This window comes from Pseudotabrizicola sp., assembly GCF_030684215.1.
Classification (GTDB): Bacteria; Pseudomonadota; Alphaproteobacteria; order Rhodobacterales; family Rhodobacteraceae; genus Pseudotabrizicola.
Map to the genome: position 1 here is coordinate 159864 of NZ_JAUXOV010000073.1, position 17825 is coordinate 177688.

16 protein-coding genes are annotated in these 17825 nt (G+C 59.8%); 8 read left to right on the plus strand and 8 right to left on the minus strand.

Annotation, left to right across the window (positions count from 1 at the left end; genetic code table 11):
* Positions 1–200 precede the first annotated feature (200 nt).
* Both Q8K08_RS17615 and Q8K08_RS17620 read right to left on the minus strand, forming a co-directional pair.
* On the minus strand, positions 201–548 hold the full coding sequence (locus tag Q8K08_RS17615) for a DUF5368 domain-containing protein (protein ID WP_304803326.1): 348 nt from the start codon (positions 546–548) through the stop codon (positions 201–203).
* Positions 549–560: 12 nt separating this feature from the next.
* Entirely contained in the window at positions 561–1928 is a 1368-nt protein-coding gene (locus Q8K08_RS17620) for an FAD/NAD(P)-binding oxidoreductase (RefSeq protein WP_305250974.1), read from the minus strand.
* A gap of 208 nt (positions 1929–2136) precedes the next feature.
* On the opposite strand from Q8K08_RS17620, the gene Q8K08_RS17625 reads away from it, so the two are divergent.
* The 6 genes from Q8K08_RS17625 to Q8K08_RS17650 all read left to right on the plus strand — a co-directional run bounded on the left by Q8K08_RS17625 (position 2137) and on the right by Q8K08_RS17650 (position 7955).
* Entirely contained in the window at positions 2137–2571 is a 435-nt protein-coding gene (locus Q8K08_RS17625) for an Rrf2 family transcriptional regulator (protein WP_304803321.1), read from the plus strand.
* Positions 2572–2730: 159 nt separating this feature from the next.
* Positions 2731–3732, plus strand: a complete 1002-nt coding sequence (gene gap / locus Q8K08_RS17630) for a type I glyceraldehyde-3-phosphate dehydrogenase (protein WP_304803319.1) — start codon at positions 2731–2733, stop codon at positions 3730–3732.
* A 28-nt stretch (positions 3733–3760) separates the two neighbouring features.
* Positions 3761–3904, plus strand: coding sequence for a hypothetical protein (locus Q8K08_RS17635; RefSeq protein WP_304803317.1), 144 nt, complete (start codon positions 3761–3763; stop codon positions 3902–3904).
* A gap of 87 nt (positions 3905–3991) precedes the next feature.
* Entirely contained in the window at positions 3992–4993 is a 1002-nt protein-coding gene (gene gap, locus Q8K08_RS17640) for a type I glyceraldehyde-3-phosphate dehydrogenase (protein ID WP_304803315.1), read from the plus strand.
* Positions 4994–5086: 93 nt separating this feature from the next.
* Positions 5087–7648, plus strand: coding sequence for a cation:proton antiporter (locus Q8K08_RS17645; protein ID WP_305250975.1), 2562 nt, complete (start codon positions 5087–5089; stop codon positions 7646–7648).
* 136 nt (positions 7649–7784) lie between these two features.
* Complete coding sequence (locus tag Q8K08_RS17650; protein WP_304804122.1) at positions 7785–7955, plus strand: hypothetical protein; 171 nt, start codon at positions 7785–7787, stop codon at positions 7953–7955.
* 55 nt (positions 7956–8010) lie between these two features.
* Here the strand turns inward: Q8K08_RS17650 and coaD are convergent, their stop codons facing one another.
* The 3 genes from coaD to Q8K08_RS17665 form a co-directional block, all read right to left on the minus strand.
* Positions 8011–8511 (minus strand): pantetheine-phosphate adenylyltransferase, encoded by a 501-nt coding sequence (coaD, locus tag Q8K08_RS17655; RefSeq protein WP_304804125.1) that lies wholly within the window; start codon positions 8509–8511, stop codon positions 8011–8013.
* A gap of 160 nt (positions 8512–8671) precedes the next feature.
* Complete coding sequence (locus Q8K08_RS17660) at positions 8672–9112, minus strand: CBS domain-containing protein (RefSeq protein WP_304804127.1); 441 nt, start codon at positions 9110–9112, stop codon at positions 8672–8674.
* Positions 9113–9165: 53 nt separating this feature from the next.
* Positions 9166–10086, minus strand: coding sequence for a LysR family transcriptional regulator (locus Q8K08_RS17665; protein WP_304804129.1), 921 nt, complete (start codon positions 10084–10086; stop codon positions 9166–9168).
* Between the two features lie 93 nt (positions 10087–10179).
* On the opposite strand from Q8K08_RS17665, the gene Q8K08_RS17670 reads away from it, so the two are divergent.
* Both Q8K08_RS17670 and Q8K08_RS17675 read left to right on the plus strand, forming a co-directional pair.
* Positions 10180–11679: a CoA-acylating methylmalonate-semialdehyde dehydrogenase gene (locus Q8K08_RS17670; RefSeq protein ID WP_304804131.1), complete on the plus strand. Its 1500-nt coding sequence runs from the start codon at positions 10180–10182 to the stop codon at positions 11677–11679.
* Between the two features lie 178 nt (positions 11680–11857).
* Complete coding sequence (locus Q8K08_RS17675; RefSeq protein WP_304804133.1) at positions 11858–12064, plus strand: DUF2892 domain-containing protein; 207 nt, start codon at positions 11858–11860, stop codon at positions 12062–12064.
* A 92-nt stretch (positions 12065–12156) separates the two neighbouring features.
* Here the strand turns inward: Q8K08_RS17675 and uvrA are convergent, their stop codons facing one another.
* The 3 genes from uvrA to lpdA form a co-directional block, all read right to left on the minus strand.
* Complete coding sequence (gene uvrA / locus Q8K08_RS17680; RefSeq protein ID WP_305250977.1) at positions 12157–15021, minus strand: excinuclease ABC subunit UvrA; 2865 nt, start codon at positions 15019–15021, stop codon at positions 12157–12159.
* Between the two features lie 93 nt (positions 15022–15114).
* Complete coding sequence (locus tag Q8K08_RS17685) at positions 15115–16275, minus strand: MFS transporter (RefSeq protein ID WP_305250978.1); 1161 nt, start codon at positions 16273–16275, stop codon at positions 15115–15117.
* 84 nt (positions 16276–16359) lie between these two features.
* Positions 16360–17757: a dihydrolipoyl dehydrogenase gene (gene lpdA / locus Q8K08_RS17690; RefSeq protein ID WP_305250979.1), complete on the minus strand. Its 1398-nt coding sequence runs from the start codon at positions 17755–17757 to the stop codon at positions 16360–16362.
* Positions 17758–17825 lie beyond the last annotated feature (68 nt).

Sequence of the window (17825 nt, forward strand, 5' to 3'; positions counted from 1 at the left end):
GCCACAGACCTCACCCAGACTGCGTGTCGCGAAGCCTGACCTAACAGTTACCGCAAACATTGCCCAAACGCACGGAATTAAAGATATTTAATAACAATTACTTACATGTTTCAAAGCGCTTTGAAAAATCAAGTGCATGACGCAAGGTTCGCCGCGACGCGCAAAGCGTCGCGGCGCGGTCCTTGCCTAATCCAAAGGCGTCAGGTCGGTTTTCGCAGCAAAGACTGTGCAGTATAGACCAAAATAGCGAGGCCAACCGCCCCCGCAGCCGCCACAGCCAACAGCACCAGCACATCAATCGGCCCGCCAATATCGCGAAACCCCGATGAGGTGATGCCCTGCACAAACAAGACTGCCGCAATCGCACCAAACGGCATCGACAGTTGCGCAAGGAAAAACTTGCGCATCGACATCTGGCGGTCGCGCAGCAACACAAAGACATAGGCCGCCGTGATGACCACAGCCGCCACCAGCATCACCCAGAACAGGCTGCGCCCGAACATTTCTTCCCAGACCGCAATCAGCGTTTCCAGTGTCAGTTGTTTCATGATTTCCCCTCCTCAGGCTTTGCCGCGCAGCATGGCGTTATAAGTTGGCTTCAATGCCGTTTCCTTCATCAGCCAGCTGATCCACAGCTCTTCCAGTGGCGCAATCACGCCCGGAAAGGACGGCACCAGATTGTCCTGATAATCAAACTCGATCAGCATGGCGCGACCGATCCGGGTAATCATCGGGCAAGAGGTATAACCGTTGAAGGTCTCAGTCCCTTCTTTGCCCTGAATGCTGGCGATCAGATGATCTTCGATCACCGGAATATGCCATTTCACCGAGGCGGCGGTTTTGCCCTTTGGCACGCCGTTGATATCACCGATGCCAAAGACATTGGGGTAACGCAAATGGCGAAGGGTGGATTGATCCACCTCGATCCAGCCTTGCCCCACCCATTTGTCGGCCCAAGACAGGCCGGACTCTTGCACCACCTTTGGCGCAACCATCGGCGGGATCACGTTGATGAAATCGTAGGCGATGGTGTGTTCCACAGCGGCGGTGTCAACGATGGCACCGTCCTTGATCGACTGCACCGCCGGGGTGACAAAGGTTGCGGTCTTTGCACTGGCATCAATGCCCTTAAGCACGTGATCCCACCGCACATCAACGCCCCGGTCACGGAACAGCAGTTTGAGCTTTTCATTGACGATCGGCACGCCAAACAATGCCTTGTTGTTGGCGGCGTAGATCATCTGGCTTTTGTCGCGCGTGCCTTTGCGGCGCAGATAGTCATCGGTCAGGAACGCATATTTAAGCGGCGCTCCGGCGCATTTCATCTCTGTCGCGGGGCGGCTGAACAGCGCTGTGCCACCGGTGTCGGTAAAGGCATCCATTGCCCGCCATGTGGCTTCGGCATAGTCCGGCCCGGCATACACCGCGCCGATGCCGTCTTTGCCGACCTGCGCCAGATCAAACCCTTCAACCCCGCCCCAGTTCAGCGTCAGGCCCGCCGCGACAATCAGGTAATCATAGTCCAGTTTGGTGCCGCCCGTCGTGGTGACGGTCTGCGCCTCTGGGTCTATGTTGGCGGCGTATTCCTCGACCCAGTTGATCGAGCGCGGCAGCCAGTCGCCGGTGCCCGATACCGAATAGCCTGCCGGTTTCAACCCCGCTGCAATCAGCGTGAACCCCGGCTGATACCAATGGTCTTTGCGACCGTCGACGATTGTGATCTCGGCTCCGTCCAGCCGTTCTGCCAGACGGTTGGCCATGCCGGTGCCCCCGGCCCCGGCACCCACAATCACAATGCGGGCTTTGCTGCGCACCGTCTGGGCGCGCGCCGGTTTCATGGCGGCTGAAAGCGCCAACCCACCAGCCGCCAAGCCAAAGAAACCCCGGCGGGATGGCAACAAGGCCCGTGGGTAGAATGATTCGGTCATTTGCGGTCCTCCCAATTCAATTCATGCATATGAATGTATACATTTGGCAAACCTTGATCCAGATCAAACGCTGACGCCCTGCGCCGTAAAATATTCAAGGCTAATGCAAGTTTATTCGTACACGCCCCATGACGAGATGATCTGGATCAATGCTGCTGGTGCGCCTGCCCGGCACGCTGAAACCCGGATGCGACGCAGCGGGGACCAAATGCGACTGACCACACGAACCAACCTTGCCATGCGGACATTGATGTTTTGTGCAGCGAACCCCGACCGGATCGTGCGCAAACGCGAGGTGGCGATCGCTTGCAATGCAAGCGAAAACCATCTGGCACAGGTTATCCATCTTCTTGCGCAACATGGCTTTTTGCATACCGTGCGAGGACGGTCAGGCGGGCTTAGACTGGGCCGCAGCCCGGATCTTATCTCGGTGGGGGATGTGTTTCGCCATTTCGAGGCCGGGCTTCCCTTTGCGGAATGCTTTTCTGAGGGTCATTGTGAATGCCCCCTCGTCGGCTCGTGCCGCCTGAAAGCCACGCTCGGTGCGGCGCTTGGGGCATTTTATGCGCAACTCGACACAGTGTCGGTTGCCGATCTGATGCGCGACAACTCCGAACTGCACAGCTTGCTGAGAGTGGCCTGATCCAGACCGGGCCTTACCAGACGCCCAAAGCAAAGCATGCCGCACGTTAGCGCAAACAGCGTAGGTTTGCGCTAACATCATGATACTGTGTCGTTTTTGGCCTATGCAGGCAGATTTTCGCCTTGTATCCGACCTGCATCATTCTTGCAGGAGACGCATATGACCATCACCGTCGGCATCAATGGCTTTGGCCGCATCGGGCGCTGCACCCTGGCGCATATCGCGGAATCAAACCGCAACGATGTGCAGGTGGTGGCGATCAACGCGACGGGGCCGATTGAAACCAACGCCCACTTGCTGAAATACGATTCGGTGCATGGTCGCTTTCCTGGTGTGGTCAAGGTCAGCGGCAATACGCTGGATCTGGGCCGTGGGCCGATCCGAGTGCAAAGCACTTATGAACCCACAGAACTGGATTGGGAGGGCGTTGACGTGGTGCTGGAATGCACTGGCAAGTTCAACGACCGTGACCGCGCCGCCGTTCACCTGACGCGCGGGGCCAAACGGGTGCTGGTCAGCGCCCCCGCCAAGCGCGCCGATATGACGGTTGTGTATGGTGTCAACCACCGCGCACTGACCGCCGATCATCATGTGGTGTCGAACGGGTCTTGCACGACCAACTGCCTTGCTCCGCTTGCCAAGGTGTTGAATGACGCCATCGGCATCGAGTCTGGCATCATGACCACGATTCACAGCTATACCGGTGATCAGCCGACGCTGGACCGCCGCCACGCAGACCTGTATAGGGCCCGCGCGGCTTCCATGGCGATGATCCCGACCACCACAGGCGCCGCAAAAGCCTTGGGCGAGGTGCTGCCGGAACTGGCGGGCAAGCTGGATGGCACGTCGCTGCGGGTGCCGACCCCCAATGTCAGCGCGGTGGATCTGACCTTTATCGCCGCCAAATCTGTCACCGTGGATGACGTGAACCAGATCGTGCGCGAGGCCTGCGCCGGCTATATGGGCATGGTGATGTCGTATGATCCCGAACCCAAGGTCTCTATCGACTTCAATCACACGCCGCATTCCTCTATCTTCGCCCCGGACCAGACCCGTGTTGTGGGGCGTTCCGTTCGCGTTCTGGCGTGGTATGATAACGAATGGGGCTTTTCCTGCCGTATGGCCGATGTGGCTGGCGTGATGGGACGGCTTTTAAACTAGGGGGCTGCGGCCCCAAAAGGGGACGCGCTTGACAGACCGGATTGCCCTGAGCCTTGGATTGATCATCTTGGCCGCCATCGCCGCCGATCTGGTGCTGAACGAAGCCCGCGCACTTATGTTTCTTTTGGTGAAATTCACCGATATGGTCGAATGGCTGGCATTCTGGCGCTGATCGCGCCAGTCTGCCGTTGATCTTTTCCGCTAACTGATGATGTTAGCGCTAAACGTGACATTTGAGTCGCTATCATAGGAGATTGCCATGACGGTCAAGGTTGCCATAAACGGGTTCGGGCGCATCGGGCGCAATGTGCTGCGCGCGATCATTGAATCGGGGCGCACCGATATTGAGGTTATCGCGATCAACGATCTTGGCCCGGTTGAAACCAACGCGCATCTGTTGCGCTTTGATTCCGTGCATGGTCGCTTTCCCGGCACCGTGACCACTGGCGAAGACTGGATTGACGCCGGTCGCGGTAAAATCCGTGTAACCGCTCTGCGCAACCCTGCCGACCTGCCTTGGTCGGATGTGGATGTGGTGATGGAATGCACCGGCATTTTCACCTCGAAAGAAAAGTGCCAGGCCCATCTGGAGAACGGCTCCAAGCGCGTTCTGATCTCGGCCCCCGGTGAGAATGCAGACAAGACGATCGTTTACGGTGTGAACCATCACACGCTGACGAAAGATGATGTCGTGGTGTCGAACGCATCTTGCACGACAAACTGCCTTTCGCCCGTCGCCTTTATTCTGAACGAGGTGATCGGCATTGAAAAAGGCATGATGACCACGATCCACAGCTATACCGGCGACCAGCCGACGCTGGATACCATGCACAAAGACCTGTACCGGGGCCGTGCGGCTGCGCTGTCGATGATCCCGACCAGCACCGGGGCTGCCAAGGCCGTTGGTCTGGTGTTGCCCGAGCTCAAGGGCAAGATGGACGGCTTTGCCATCCGCGTGCCCACGCCGAATGTGTCGGTTGTTGACCTTAAATTCATCGCCAAACGTGCAACGTCGGTTGATGAAATCAATGCCGCGATCAAATCAGCAGCAGACGGCAAGCTGAAGGGTATTCTTGGCTATACCGAGTACAAGAATGTCTCGTCTGACTTCAACCACGACCCTCATTCGTCGGTGTTCCACATGGACCAGACCAAGGTGATGGATGGCACGTTCTGCTCCATCCTGACATGGTATGACAACGAATGGGGTTTCTCGAACCGGATGGCCGATACGGCTGTTGCCATGGGCAAGCTGATCTGACGATCACAACCATCGCGCAACTGTTTCGGGCCGGTCACCAATCGTGACCGGCCCTTCCTTTTTCTCGGGGGGACAAAGGGTTATCATCACGACATGGACCTGATCGTTTTTCTTGGCATTCTGTCCGGCCTGTTTCTGGCCATCGCCCTGTCCGAGCCGCTTGCGGCCCGGTTACGCTTGCCTGTAACCGTGATTCTGGCCGCAGTTGGCATTGGTCTTGGGGCGGCGGCGGCGTGGTTTTTTCGGACTGATGTGACCGACGCACTGAACCCGCTGGCTTTGGCCATCCTGAACCTGCCGATCTCATCCGATCTGTTTATCTACATCTTTTTGCCGGTCCTGATTTTTCAGGTCTCGCTGACGCTGAACCTGCGCCGGTTGCTGGATGACTGGGTGCCGGTGCTGGTGATGGCGGTGGTGGCTGTGGTGGTTGCGACCTTTGTGATCGGCATGGCGCTGAAGCCCTTTACTCCACTGCCGCTGATCGCCTGTCTGCTGATCGGCGCGATTGTGTCGACCACCGATCCATCGGCGGTTGTCAGCATCTTTCGCGCAACCCCTGCCCCGCAGCGTCTGGCCCGGATTGTTGAAGGCGAAAGCCTGCTGAACGATGCCGCCGCCATCGCGCTGACATCGGTATTTCTGGTCGCCGTCGCCGCCCGCGATGCCGAGCCGAACATCGGGCTGGCTCTTTTGCAACTGCCATGGCTGATCGCCACCGGAGCGGCTACCGGCTGGATGATCGGACGGCTGGCGGTGCAGTTGATGGGGTGGATGAACCCTTGGCCGCTGGCACAGGTGTCGATCAGCTTTGCCACGCCCTTTGTCACCTTTCTGCTGACTGATCAGGTGATCGGCGCCTCTGGCGTGGTGGCGGTTGTCGCTGCGGGGATGACCATGAACTTTTCGGCCCCCGGCCGGATCTCGCCGCCTGCTTTGGCGCAGTTGCGCGATGCCTGGGCGCTGATCGCCTATTGGGCGGGCGGGCTGATCTTTTTGCTAGCCGCCCTTTTGGTGCCGCGCGTGCTGGCCTCGATCCGGCCCGCTGATATCGGACTGATCGCGGTTGCTGTCATTGCCGCCTTTGTCGCCCGTGCCATCGTGCTGTATGGCATCTTGCCCCTACTGACCGCCGCGCGCCTGTCGCCACAGGTGGATTCGCCCTATCGGATCGCGATCCTTTGGGGTGGGTTGCGCGGCGCGGTAACCCTTGCCTTGGCGCTTGCCGTCACCGAAAACCCGGCGATTTTTGTCGAAACCAAACGGCAGGTGGGCATCGTTGCCACCGGTTTTGTGCTGTTCACTTTGTTGGTGCAGGGCACCACGCTGCGGTGGGTCATCTCTTTGCTTGGGCTGGACCGCTTGTCGCCGCTGGACCGCGCGCTGTCGGATCAGGTGGTGGCGGTATCATTGCAAGAGGTACGCGAAACGGTGGCAGAAACCGCGCGTGAAATGGACCTGACCCCGGCGATTGTGCGGGATGAGGCGGTACGCTTTGGCGAGCGGCTGAACACCGCGGTCGAACGTGCGGATGAAGCGCGCGACATTCTGGAAAAGGACCGGGTGACGCTGGGCCTTCTGGCGCTTGCCGGGCATGAACGTGATCTGATCCTTGAGGCGTTTCAGGAAAACCTGATGTCGGCGCGTCTGGCGGACCGGATGCTGGCCGACGCCGACCGCCTGATTGAGGCGACGCTGACCGAAGGTCGCTCGGGCTACCGGGCGCAGGCCCGTCGTGCGCTGATGGCAAGCCGAACCCTGCGCGCCGCAGAATGGCTGCACAACCGCTTTCGCCTGAAACCACCCTTGGCCCGCCTGACCGAAGACCGGTTCGAGGCGCTGGTGGCACATCGGCAGATGTTGCGCGCCCTGACCGGGTTTATCGAGACGCGGATCGTGCGCATCCACAGCCGCCGCGTGGCCGGTCTGCTGCACGATCTGATCAAGCGCCGCATTGAGGATACCAACCGCGAGATGGACGGTCTGCGGACCCAGTTCCCCGGCTATGCCGAAGAGCTGGAACGCCGCCTGATCCGCCGTCTGGTGATCCAGCGCGAAGAAGCCGAATATGACCAGATGACCGCAGACGGTCTGATCGGACCAGAATTGCGCCTGTCCTTGCGCGACCAGACCGAAGGCAGCCGAGCCGCCCTTGCCGAGCGGCCGCGGCTGGATCTGCGCCTGCAACGCAGCGACATCGTGCGCAGTTTCCCGCTGTTTTCCGATCTGGAGCCCGCATCACTGGCGCAACTGGCCCGCCAGATGAAAACCGTCTACGCCAAGCCCGGTGATATTCTGATGCGCAAAGATGACAAGCCCGACCGGGTCTGGTTCATCGCATCGGGCGCGGTCGAGGCGGAACAGGCCAGCAGCCGCTTTCTGCTGGGCCGGGGCGAGATGTTTGGCCAGTTGTCGCTTTTGCTGCGCCGCTCCCGCCGGGCGCGGGTGACGGCGATCAGCCACACCACCTTGCTGACGCTAGAGGAATCCCGGTTCATCGAGCTTTTGCGCCGCGCCCCGCAACTGTGCAGCGCCGTGCAGGCCAGTGCGGAAAAGCGCGGCGTTGCCCTGGATGTCAGCCAGTTGCCACAGGTGGGCGCGGCCGCCCCGGCAAAGCCAAGCTGGCTGCGCCGCGTCACCAGCCCCGCGAAATAGGATCCAGACAAGTCATGCGCCGGCTGCATGGGGCTGCGCGCTTTTTGCGGGTTGTTAGCGCTATCGGCCGCACCCATCTTTGGCTCAGGCGGCAAGGAACATCCGGTTCACCGCCTTTGTGAAAAGGAGAGATAGAATGATCTCTGTATATGAAATGATCCGCGACGCCGCTGCAACCTATGCGCGCTTTCGCAAGACCCGCGACGAAATTGCAAACCTGCCGCTGGATGTGGCACTTGACCTTGATCTCTACCCCGGCGATGCCGACCGCATCGCACGGCATGCAGTTTACGGCCAAGCCGCCTGAGCACGCGCTTTAAAAATCCTGAAACGGGGCAGCCGCCCCTTTTTCAGTGGCCGGATTAAAGCCGGGTGCCAAACCTTTGGCGAAGCGCCGCATCTACGGGCGGGGTTACGAATTTTGAGACATCCCCCCCCAGCCGCGCGATTTCCTTGACCAGTTTGCTCGCAATCGCCTGACGCCGCGCGTCGGCCATCAAAAACACCGTCTCGATGCTGGAATCCAGCGCACGGTTCATGCCAACCATCTGAAATTCATACTCGAAATCCGCCACAGCCCGCAGACCACGCACAATGACCGAAGCCCCCACATCGCGGGCGCAGTCGATCAACAAATTTTCAAACGGATGCACCACAATCTCGCCACCCGTGCGCGCGGTGATGGCGGCACATTCCGCCTCTACCATGGCCACCCGGTCCTCAAGGCTGAACAGCGGGCCCTTGTCGCGGTTGATCGCGACCCCGATCACCAGACGGTCAACAAGCGCCATGGCGCGCTGAATGATATCAACATGCCCCAGCGTGACAGGGTCGAATGTGCCGGGATAAAGGCCGATGCGCATGAGATCCCCCGTTTTCAAACTCCGGGCACGCAACAATATTAGGCAGCGGATTGCAAGCGCGAAAGTGCCCTTCGCGGCGGCGGTGCATCGCTCGCTTTGGGCGATCTTCGCCAAGCCTGCGCTTCAGCGAAAACCCCTAGCGGAGCGGCAAAGTGCCCGGTCAGAACCCCTTTATCATGCCTTCCAGCGCGTCTTTTTCCGCAGCCAGTTCCATCAACCGCGCCTTGACCACATCACCAATCGAAATCAGCCCGACCATTTCATCGCCAGCCGCATCGACCACTGGCATATGGCGGAACCGGCCCGTGGTCATCCGCTCAAGCACCGAATCCGCGCTTTCGGCGCATTTGCAGCATTGCACCGCCTTGGTCATAATCGCCTCGACCGGGGCGATCAGGCAGACATTGCCGTTGCGCGCCACCTCGGCCACGATATCGCGCTCTGACACAATGCCCAGAATGGTCTTGCCATCGCTGGACACCACCACAGTGCCGATCTTCCGCGAGGCCAATATCTCGGCCACATGGCTGACATCGGTTCCAGGCGGTACCGTCGTCACCTCATTGCTGGCTTTCAACTTCAGAATTTGCTGCACAATCATCTTTGTTCTCCCTCGACGCGTCAGGTAAAGGGTCAGCCCGCGCTGACAATCTGTCAAGCGTCCTGTGGCCCGAAGACGCCAGAGGTCAGGGATTCCAGCCGATGAACCTCGCGCCGGATGCCGTCTGCCAACAGGTTGGCAAAGCGGGCGAGCCGGGCCGAATGGGCGTCCCCCTCATGGCGGATCAGCCAAAAGGCGCGTGTCAATGACAGCGCGCCCGGCAACACCTTGACCAGTTCCGGCGCAAAGGGCAGCGCAAAATCATGCGCCACGCCCACGCCAGCGCCTGCGCGGAGCAGGTTCAACTGCACCGACACCGAATTTGACGCCATCGCCGGCGCGTTGGCCCCAAGCCCGGTCAGGTAGTCCAGTTCTTTGTCGAAAATCATATCCGCGATATAGCCCACCACCCGGTGCGCCCGCAGATCGGCCAGATTGCCCAAAACCGGCGCCGAGGCCAGGTAATCCGGGTGCGCCGCCAGATGCAGGCGGTAATCGGTCAGCTTTTGCACCGTCAGGCGCCCGGCCGCCGGACGACTGACACCAATCGCCATATCCGCTTCGCGCCGCGACAGGTTGAACACGCGCGGCAGCGCCACGATCTGCACTTCCAGCGCCGGATTGTCGTCACAGATCGCCCGGATCACCTGCGGCAGTATGTAATTCGCGCAGCCATCCGGCGCGCCCAACCGGATCTGCCCCGAAAGCCCTGCGCCTGCGCCGCCCGTCAACGCCTCTGCCGCGCCCATCAACGCAGCTTCGGCGGCCTCGGCATGGGGCACAAGCTTTGCGCCTTCCTCGGTCAGGCTGTAGCCCTGCGGGGATTTCAGGAACAGGCGCGCGCCAGCCCCTTGCTCCAGCCGGGCCACGCGCCGTCCCACCGTTGCCGGGTCCAGCGCCAGCCGCCTGCCCGCGCCCGACAGGCTTTCATCCCGCGCCACCGCCAGAAACACCCGCAGATCATCCCAATCCATACCTCTGCAATCCTGCAAAACCTTTTTGAGATATTGACGCTTTATCCGACATTTCCGCAAGACTATACTGCGCCCAACTCAAGGGAGGCTTTTATGAAAAACATCGGTCACTGGATCAACGGCAAGCATGTTCCCGGCACGTCAGGGCGCTTTGCCGATGTGTTCAACCCCGCAACGGGCGAAGTGCAGGCGCGTGTCGCCCTCGCGTCCAAGGCGGAACTGGACGCCGCCACCGCAGATGCTGCAAAAGCACAGGTCAAATGGGGTGCCACCAACCCGCAGCGCCGCGCGCGGGTGATGATGAAGTTCGTCGACCTTCTGAACCGCGACATGGACAAACTGGCCGAGGCGCTGTCGTCGGAACACGGCAAGACCATCCCCGACGCCAAGGGTGATATCCAGCGCGGGCTGGAGGTGATTGAATTCTGCATCGGCGCGCCGCATCTGCTGAAGGGGGAATTCACCGACAGCGCAGGCCCCGGAATTGACATGTATTCCATGCGCCAACCCATTGGCGTTGCTGCTGGAATTACGCCGTTCAACTTTCCTGCCATGATCCCGATGTGGAAGATGGGCCCCGCATTGGCTTGCGGCAACGCGTTCATCCTGAAGCCGTCAGAGCGCGACCCGTCAGTGCCGATGATGCTGGCAGAACTGATGCAGGAAGCTGGCCTGCCAGATGGCGTGTTGCAGGTCATCAACGGCGACAAAGAGTCAGTCGATGCCATCTTGGACAATCCCGAAATCGCAGGGATCGGCTTTGTCGGATCAACCCCGATAGCCGAATATATCTACGGTCGTGGCTGTGCGAACGGCAAGCGGGTGCAGTGCTTTGGTGGTGCGAAAAACCACATGATCATCATGCCCGACGCCGATATGGATCAGGCCGCCGACGCGCTGATCGGCGCAGGTTACGGCGCGGCAGGCGAGCGGTGCATGGCGATTTCCGTCGCAGTGCCCGTGGGCGATGAAACCGCAGACCGTCTGATCGAAAAGCTTATCCCCCGGATCGAGGCGCTGAAGGTCGGCCCCTATACCTCGGGCAATGATGTGGATTACGGGCCCGTTGTCACCGCCGCCGCCAAGGCCAATATCCTCAAACTGGTGGAATCTGGTGTGGCCCAAGGCGCGAAGCTGGTCGTCGATGGCCGCGGCTTCAAGCTGCAAGGCTATGAGGACGGCTTCTTTGTTGGCCCGCATCTGTTTGACCACGTCACCACCGACATGGACATTTACCGCAAGGAAATCTTTGGCCCGGTCCTGTCAACCGTGCGCGCAAAAACCTATGAAGAAGCCCTCGGTTACGCGATGGACCACGAATATGGCAACGGCACCGCGATTTATACCCGCGACGGTGATACCGCACGCGATTTTGCCAACCGCGTTAATGTGGGGATGATCGGTATCAACGTGCCAATCCCGGTTCCGTTGGCGTATCACACCTTTGGCGGCTGGAAAAAGTCGTCCTTTGGCGACCTGAACCAACACGGGCCGGATGCGTTCCGTTTCTACACCCGCACCAAAACAATCACATCACGTTGGCCGTCGGGTATGAAGGAAGGCGCGAGCCTGAACTTCAAGCCCATGGACTGAACCTTGGCTGACCCGGCAATGCGGCGCCCCCCTTTGGGGCGCCGTTTTGCGTTGCGCCCACTTGCGTCGACTTGCCGCTGGACCGAAAGGTCAAGATCACATATCATTCTTGAATATGTTTATAAGATCTGGATGGTCAAACATGATCCCCAACCATCATTATCGCAAGGAAAACACCATGTTCAAAACCAATGTCGGCGGCATTGACCGTATTTTGCGTATCGTCGTCGGACTCGCCCTGATCGCCGGATTCTTTCTGAACGCAGACGCCAGCTATCGCTGGCTGTATCTGATCGGGATTATCCCGTTGGCGACCGGACTGATGCAAACCTGCCCGCTGTATTCGATTTTCGGCCTGAACACTTGCTCGCTCAAGAAAGGCTGAAATAACGGCCCCCGGGTCAGGGGGCCGCATCGTTTCAATCTTGCGCCCCCACCGACACCGACCAGTTTGCACGGGGTCATAGCGTCGCGCGTCTACTCTGCCGCATGCCGTCGCGGTTTGAGCATGTCTTTCAGATAGCGACCGGTGTGGCTGGCCTCATTCAGCGCCACATCTTCCGGCGTGCCTTCGGCCACGACTTGGCCTCCACCATCGCCGCCCTCTGGCCCGATGTCGATGATCCAGTCGGCGGTCTTGATGACATCAAGGTTGTGTTCAATCACCACAACAGTGTTGCCCTGCTCGACCAGTTCATGCAGCACTTCCAACAGCTTACGCACGTCTTCAAAGTGCAGACCTGTCGTCGGTTCGTCCAGAATATACAGCGTGCGCCCCGTCGCGCGACGGCTGAGTTCCTTGGACAGCTTCACCCGCTGCGCCTCACCGCCCGACAGAGTGGTCGCCTGCTGGCCCACCTTGATGTAACCAAGCCCCACCTGACACAGTGCATCCATCTTGTCGCGGATGCTGGGAACGGCTTGGAAAAACTCCAGAGACTCCTCACATGTCATATCAAGAACATCTGATATACTTTTGTTTTTGAACTTTATTTCAAGCGTCTCGCGGTTATAGCGCTTGCCCTTGCATGTCTCACAGGTCACGTAAACATCGGGCAAAAAGTTCATCTCGATCTTCAAGACGCCATCGCCTTGGCATGCCTCGCACCGCCCACCCTTTACGTTGAATGAGAACCGCGCCGGCTGATAGCCGCGCGCTTTTGATTCAGGCAGCCCGGCGAACCAGTCGCGGATCGGACCAAACGCCCCGGTATAGGTCGCGGGGTTGCTGCGCGGCGTGCGGCCAATCGCGCGCTGGTCAATGTCGATGACCTTATCGAGATGCTCAAACCCGGTGATCGTCTCACAGGGCGCGGGCGTCTCACGGGCGCCGTTCAGCTTGCCAGCGGCAGTTTTGAACAGCGTCTCAATGGTCAACGTGGATTTCCCACCACCCGAAACCCCGGTCACACACACGAACTTGCCCAAGGGGAAACTGACTGTAACATCCCTTAGGTTGTTCCCAGAAGCCCCTACAATGGTTAGCTTTTTTCCACTCCCCTTGCGCCGCGTCTTAGGCACAGCGATTTCGCGAGCACCCGACAGATACTGCCCAGTCAAGCTGGCCGGGTCGGCGGCCACCTGCGCGGGTGTCCCGTGCGAGATCACCCGACCGCCATGAATTCCAGCGCCGGGACCAATGTCGAACACATAGTCCGCCTCGCGGATCGCATCTTCATCATGCTCTACCACCAGCACGGTATTGCCCTGATCGCGCAGGTTTTTCAGCGTGGTCAGCAGGCGGTCATTGTCGCGCTGGTGCAGGCCGATAGAAGGCTCGTCCAGCACATACAAAACGCCCGTCAGCCCCGACCCGATCTGGCTCGCCAGCCGGATGCGCTGCGATTCACCCCCAGAAAGTGTGCCCGCATTACGCGACAGGGTCAGGTAGTTCAGCCCGACATTCACAAGGAATCCAAGACGTTCGCGGATTTCCTTCAGAATTGCCTTGGCGATTTCATTCTTCTGCCCGGTCAGCGCCTCGGGCACCGTCTGAATCCAGGCATGCGCCTCGCTGATCGACATGCGGACCACTTGGCCCACGTGCAAGCCGCCGATCTTTACCGCCAAAGCCTCGGGGCGCAGGCGATAGCCGCCACAGGCCCCGCAATCGCGATTGTTCTGAAACCGCTCCATATCCTCACGCGACCATGTGCTGTCGGTTTCCTTATACCGACGCTCCATGTTCGGGATCACGCCCTCAAACACCCGCCGCACCTTGTAGACGCGACCTCCCTCGTCATAGGAAAAATCAATCTCCTCACCGTGGGATCCATGCAGGAACAGCTGATGCACATGGGCGGGCAGATCTTTCCATTTCTGTTTTTTATCAAACTCATAGTGCCGCGCCAAAGCGTCAATGGTCTGTGTGAAATACGGGCTTTTCGACTTTGACCACGGCGCAATCGCGCCTTGCATCAGCGTTAGCCCCTGATCGGGCACCACAAGGCGTTCGTCAAAGAACTGCTCTACCCCAAGCCCGTCACAGACCGGGCAAGCCCCGAAGGGCGCGTTAAAGGAAAACAGCCGGGGTTCGATCTCGGCAATGGTGAAGCCAGACACCGGGCAGGCAAATTTCTCGGAATAGGTGGTGCGTGCAGGATCGCCCTCGCCCTCTGCAGGGGCGTTTTCAATCACGGCGATGCCATCGGCAAGGTTCAACGCGGTGCGAAAACTGTCGGCCAGACGGGTCTCCAACCCCTCACGCACCACGATCCGGTCAACCACCACGTCGATATTGTGGCGAAACTTCTTGTCCAGAACCGGTGGCTCTTCCAGCTCGTAAAACGCGCCATTCACCTTGACCCGTTGAAAGCCTTGCTTTCTAAGGTCAAGAAACTCCTTCTTGTATTCGCCCTTCCGGTCGCGAATGATAGGCGCCAGCAAATAGGCACGGCTGCCTTCCGGCATCGCCATCACCGCATCCACCATGTCTTGCACCTGCATCGCCGTAATCGGCAGGCCAGTGGTGGGCGAATAGGGCGTGCCGACCCGCGCAAACAGCAGGCGCATATAGTCGTAGATCTCGGTCACTGTGCCAACGGTGGACCGGGGATTCTTACTGGTGGTCTTTTGTTCGATGGAAATGGCGGGCGACAGGCCGCTGATATGGTCCACATCAGGCTTGCCCATCATGTCCAGGAACTGACGCGCATAGGCGCTCAGGCTCTCGACATATCGGCGCTGCCCTTCGGCATAGATGGTGTCGAAAGCAAGGCTCGACTTCCCAGACCCCGACAACCCGGTGATCACCACCAGCTGATCGCGCGGAATATCCACATCAATGCTCTTGAGGTTGTGCTCACGCGCGCCGCGCACCTCGATGAACTTCTGTTCCGCCATGACCTACCCCGTGATACCGCGACACAGATAGGCTCTTTCGCGCGAGTCTCCAAGATGAAATTAAGAACATATTAAGAACATGCGCAAAAGCTGTCAGATCATCCGCGCCCGCCGGCGCGCCTGCACACTGTGCAGCACAATACCAAGCGCACAGGCCAGACCCGCCACCAGCGCCAGCCCCCATGGCCCCGCCCCCAGCAGCAGAGCCGCAAGCACCGGGGTTCCGGTCGTTGTGCCCAGATTACCCAGTTGGGCGATCGCTCCTGCCGCCTGCGCCCGGCTCTGAGCGCTTTGGTTCAACTCGGGGATTGACGCAAAACTCGCCCCTTGCACCACACCCAAGGCAGCAGAAACCCAAAGCGCGCCCGCAACCATTCCCATCCCCCGCCCCCAGAACAGCGCCAGCACCACAAAGCCCGGCACTGCGATCAGATAGCCCCATTGCACCAACCGCACCGCCGACATCCGGCTCAAAAGCCAGACCCCCAGTGTCAGCGACACGGCAATCGAGATCAGCGGCATCCCCGCCGCCGTCAAAGCGCGCTGCGCAAGCGGCACATCCGGCGGTACAAGAGTCAGCACCGCAACATACAGAAACGTATAGCAAAAGAACCCCATCGCCGGGGCCGACAGGCGTGGCGAGGCATAGATCGCCACATGCTGTCGAAATATCCCGGCCTGTGCGATCTTGGGCGCCAGCGGATCACGCGGCAACAATCCCCACAGGCAAATGCCCATGGCCGCCATCCAGACTGCATGGGCCACAAACACTGCGCCCGTGCCATAGGCCGCGATCAACGGTGGCGCCAAAAGCGCCAGAACCGCGTATGTCACACCGAAAAAGCTGGACCAGAGCGTCATCGCCAACCCGCGAAACCGCTCCGCCGCCAGCCCGGCAATAACCGTGGGGCCAACCACCACGATGGCCAGATGCGACACGCCCTCAACCACGCGGCTGGCAATCATCGCGCCGTAGGTCAGACCGACAGACTGTACCGCACTCATGGCGGCCCCCATCACCAGTGCCGCCACCATGGCCCGGCGCGGCCCGATGCGGGCCACAAACAACCCCGCCGTAGTGCCAAACACCAAGCCAATAATGCCAACGATAGAGACGATCAGCCCCAGCGCCACCGCAGACGCCCCGGAATATTGCGCGCCCAATGCCTCAAACAGCACCGAAATCTTGCCAAACTGCGCCGCGGCCCCAAGCCCCGCACACCAGACCGCCAGCACCGTCACAACAGCCCGCATGCCCGGCCCCATTTTCTGTTTCTAAATATCCTCAGGGGTGAGGCCAAAGGCCGAGGGGGGGCGAGCCCCCCCTAACCCCGATCGTCACATATGCAACGCACGCCCGTAAGCATCCAGCACCGCTTCATGCATCATCTCCGACAGGGTCGGATGCGGGAAGACCGTGTTCATCAGGTCTTCTTCGGTCGTCTCCAGCGCGCGACCCACCACATAGCCCTGAATCAACTCGGTCACTTCCGCGCCGATCATGTGCGCGCCCAGCATTTCGCCGGTTTTCGCGTCAAAGATCGTCTTGATCATGCCCTCCGACTCACCAAGCGCGATGGCCTTGCCGTTGCCGATGAAGGGGAAGCGCCCAACCTTGATCTCATGGCCCGCTTCTTTCGCCTTGGCCTCGGTCATGCCGACGCTTGCGATCTGCGGATGGCAATAGGTGCACCCTGCGATGCTGCCCGGCTTGATGGCATGCGGATGGCCGCCTGCGATCAGTTCAGCCACCATCACGCCCTCATGGCTGGCCTTGTGCGCCAACCACGGTGCGCCCGCGATATCGCCAATGGCAAACAGGCCCGGAACCCCGGTGCGGCAATATTCATCCGTGACAACGTGGGTCCGGTCAATCTTGACACCCAACGCCTCCAGCCCAAGGTTTTCGACGTTGCCAACGATCCCAACGGCGGAAATCACGGTGTCAAATTCGTGCAACTCCACCTTGCCGCCCACCTCAATATGGGCGGTGACGCCAACACCGGGCTTGCGGTCCAGCTTCTTGACCGCCGCCTTTTCCATAATCTTCATGCCCTGCTTGATAAAAGACTTCTTCGCAAAGGCAGAGATTTCAGCATCTTCCACCGGCAGAATGCGGTCCATCACCTCAACCACCGTGGTATCTGACCCCAGCGTGTTGAAAAAGCTGGCAAATTCGATACCAATCGCGCCCGAGCCGATCACCAGCAGCCTTTTGGGCATCCGGGTGGCAACCAGCGCGTGCTTGTAAGACCAGACCAGATCGCCATCCGCTTCCAGTCCCGGCAATTCACGAGCCCGCGCACCGGTGGCGAGGATGATGTTCTTGGCCGTCAGCTCCTCGGTGCCCTTGTCGGTTTTGACCGATACCACACCCGCCTTTGGCAAGGTGGCAGCGCCCATGAACACCGTCACTTTATTTTTCTTCATCAGATGGCCAATGCCGCCCGAAAGCTGCTTGGCGACGGCCCGACTGCGGGCCACCACGGCAGGCAGGTCATAGCCGATCCCTGTCGCGGTCAGGCCAAATTCCTTGGCCCGCTCCATCAGGTGAAACACCTCGGCGCTGCGCAGCATGGCCTTGGTGGGGATGCAGCCCCAGTTCAGGCAGATACCGCCCAGATGCTCGCGCTCAACAATCGCGACCTTTTGGCCCAACTGGCTGGCGCGAATTGCCGCCACATAGCCGCCGGGGCCTGCCCCAACCACGATCACATCAAAGCTCTGAGCTGCCATTCGTCCCTCCCTGGAAAAAGTGGTTTACCCTTAAACTATTCCTGAAACCCAAGCAACGAAGCTGACGC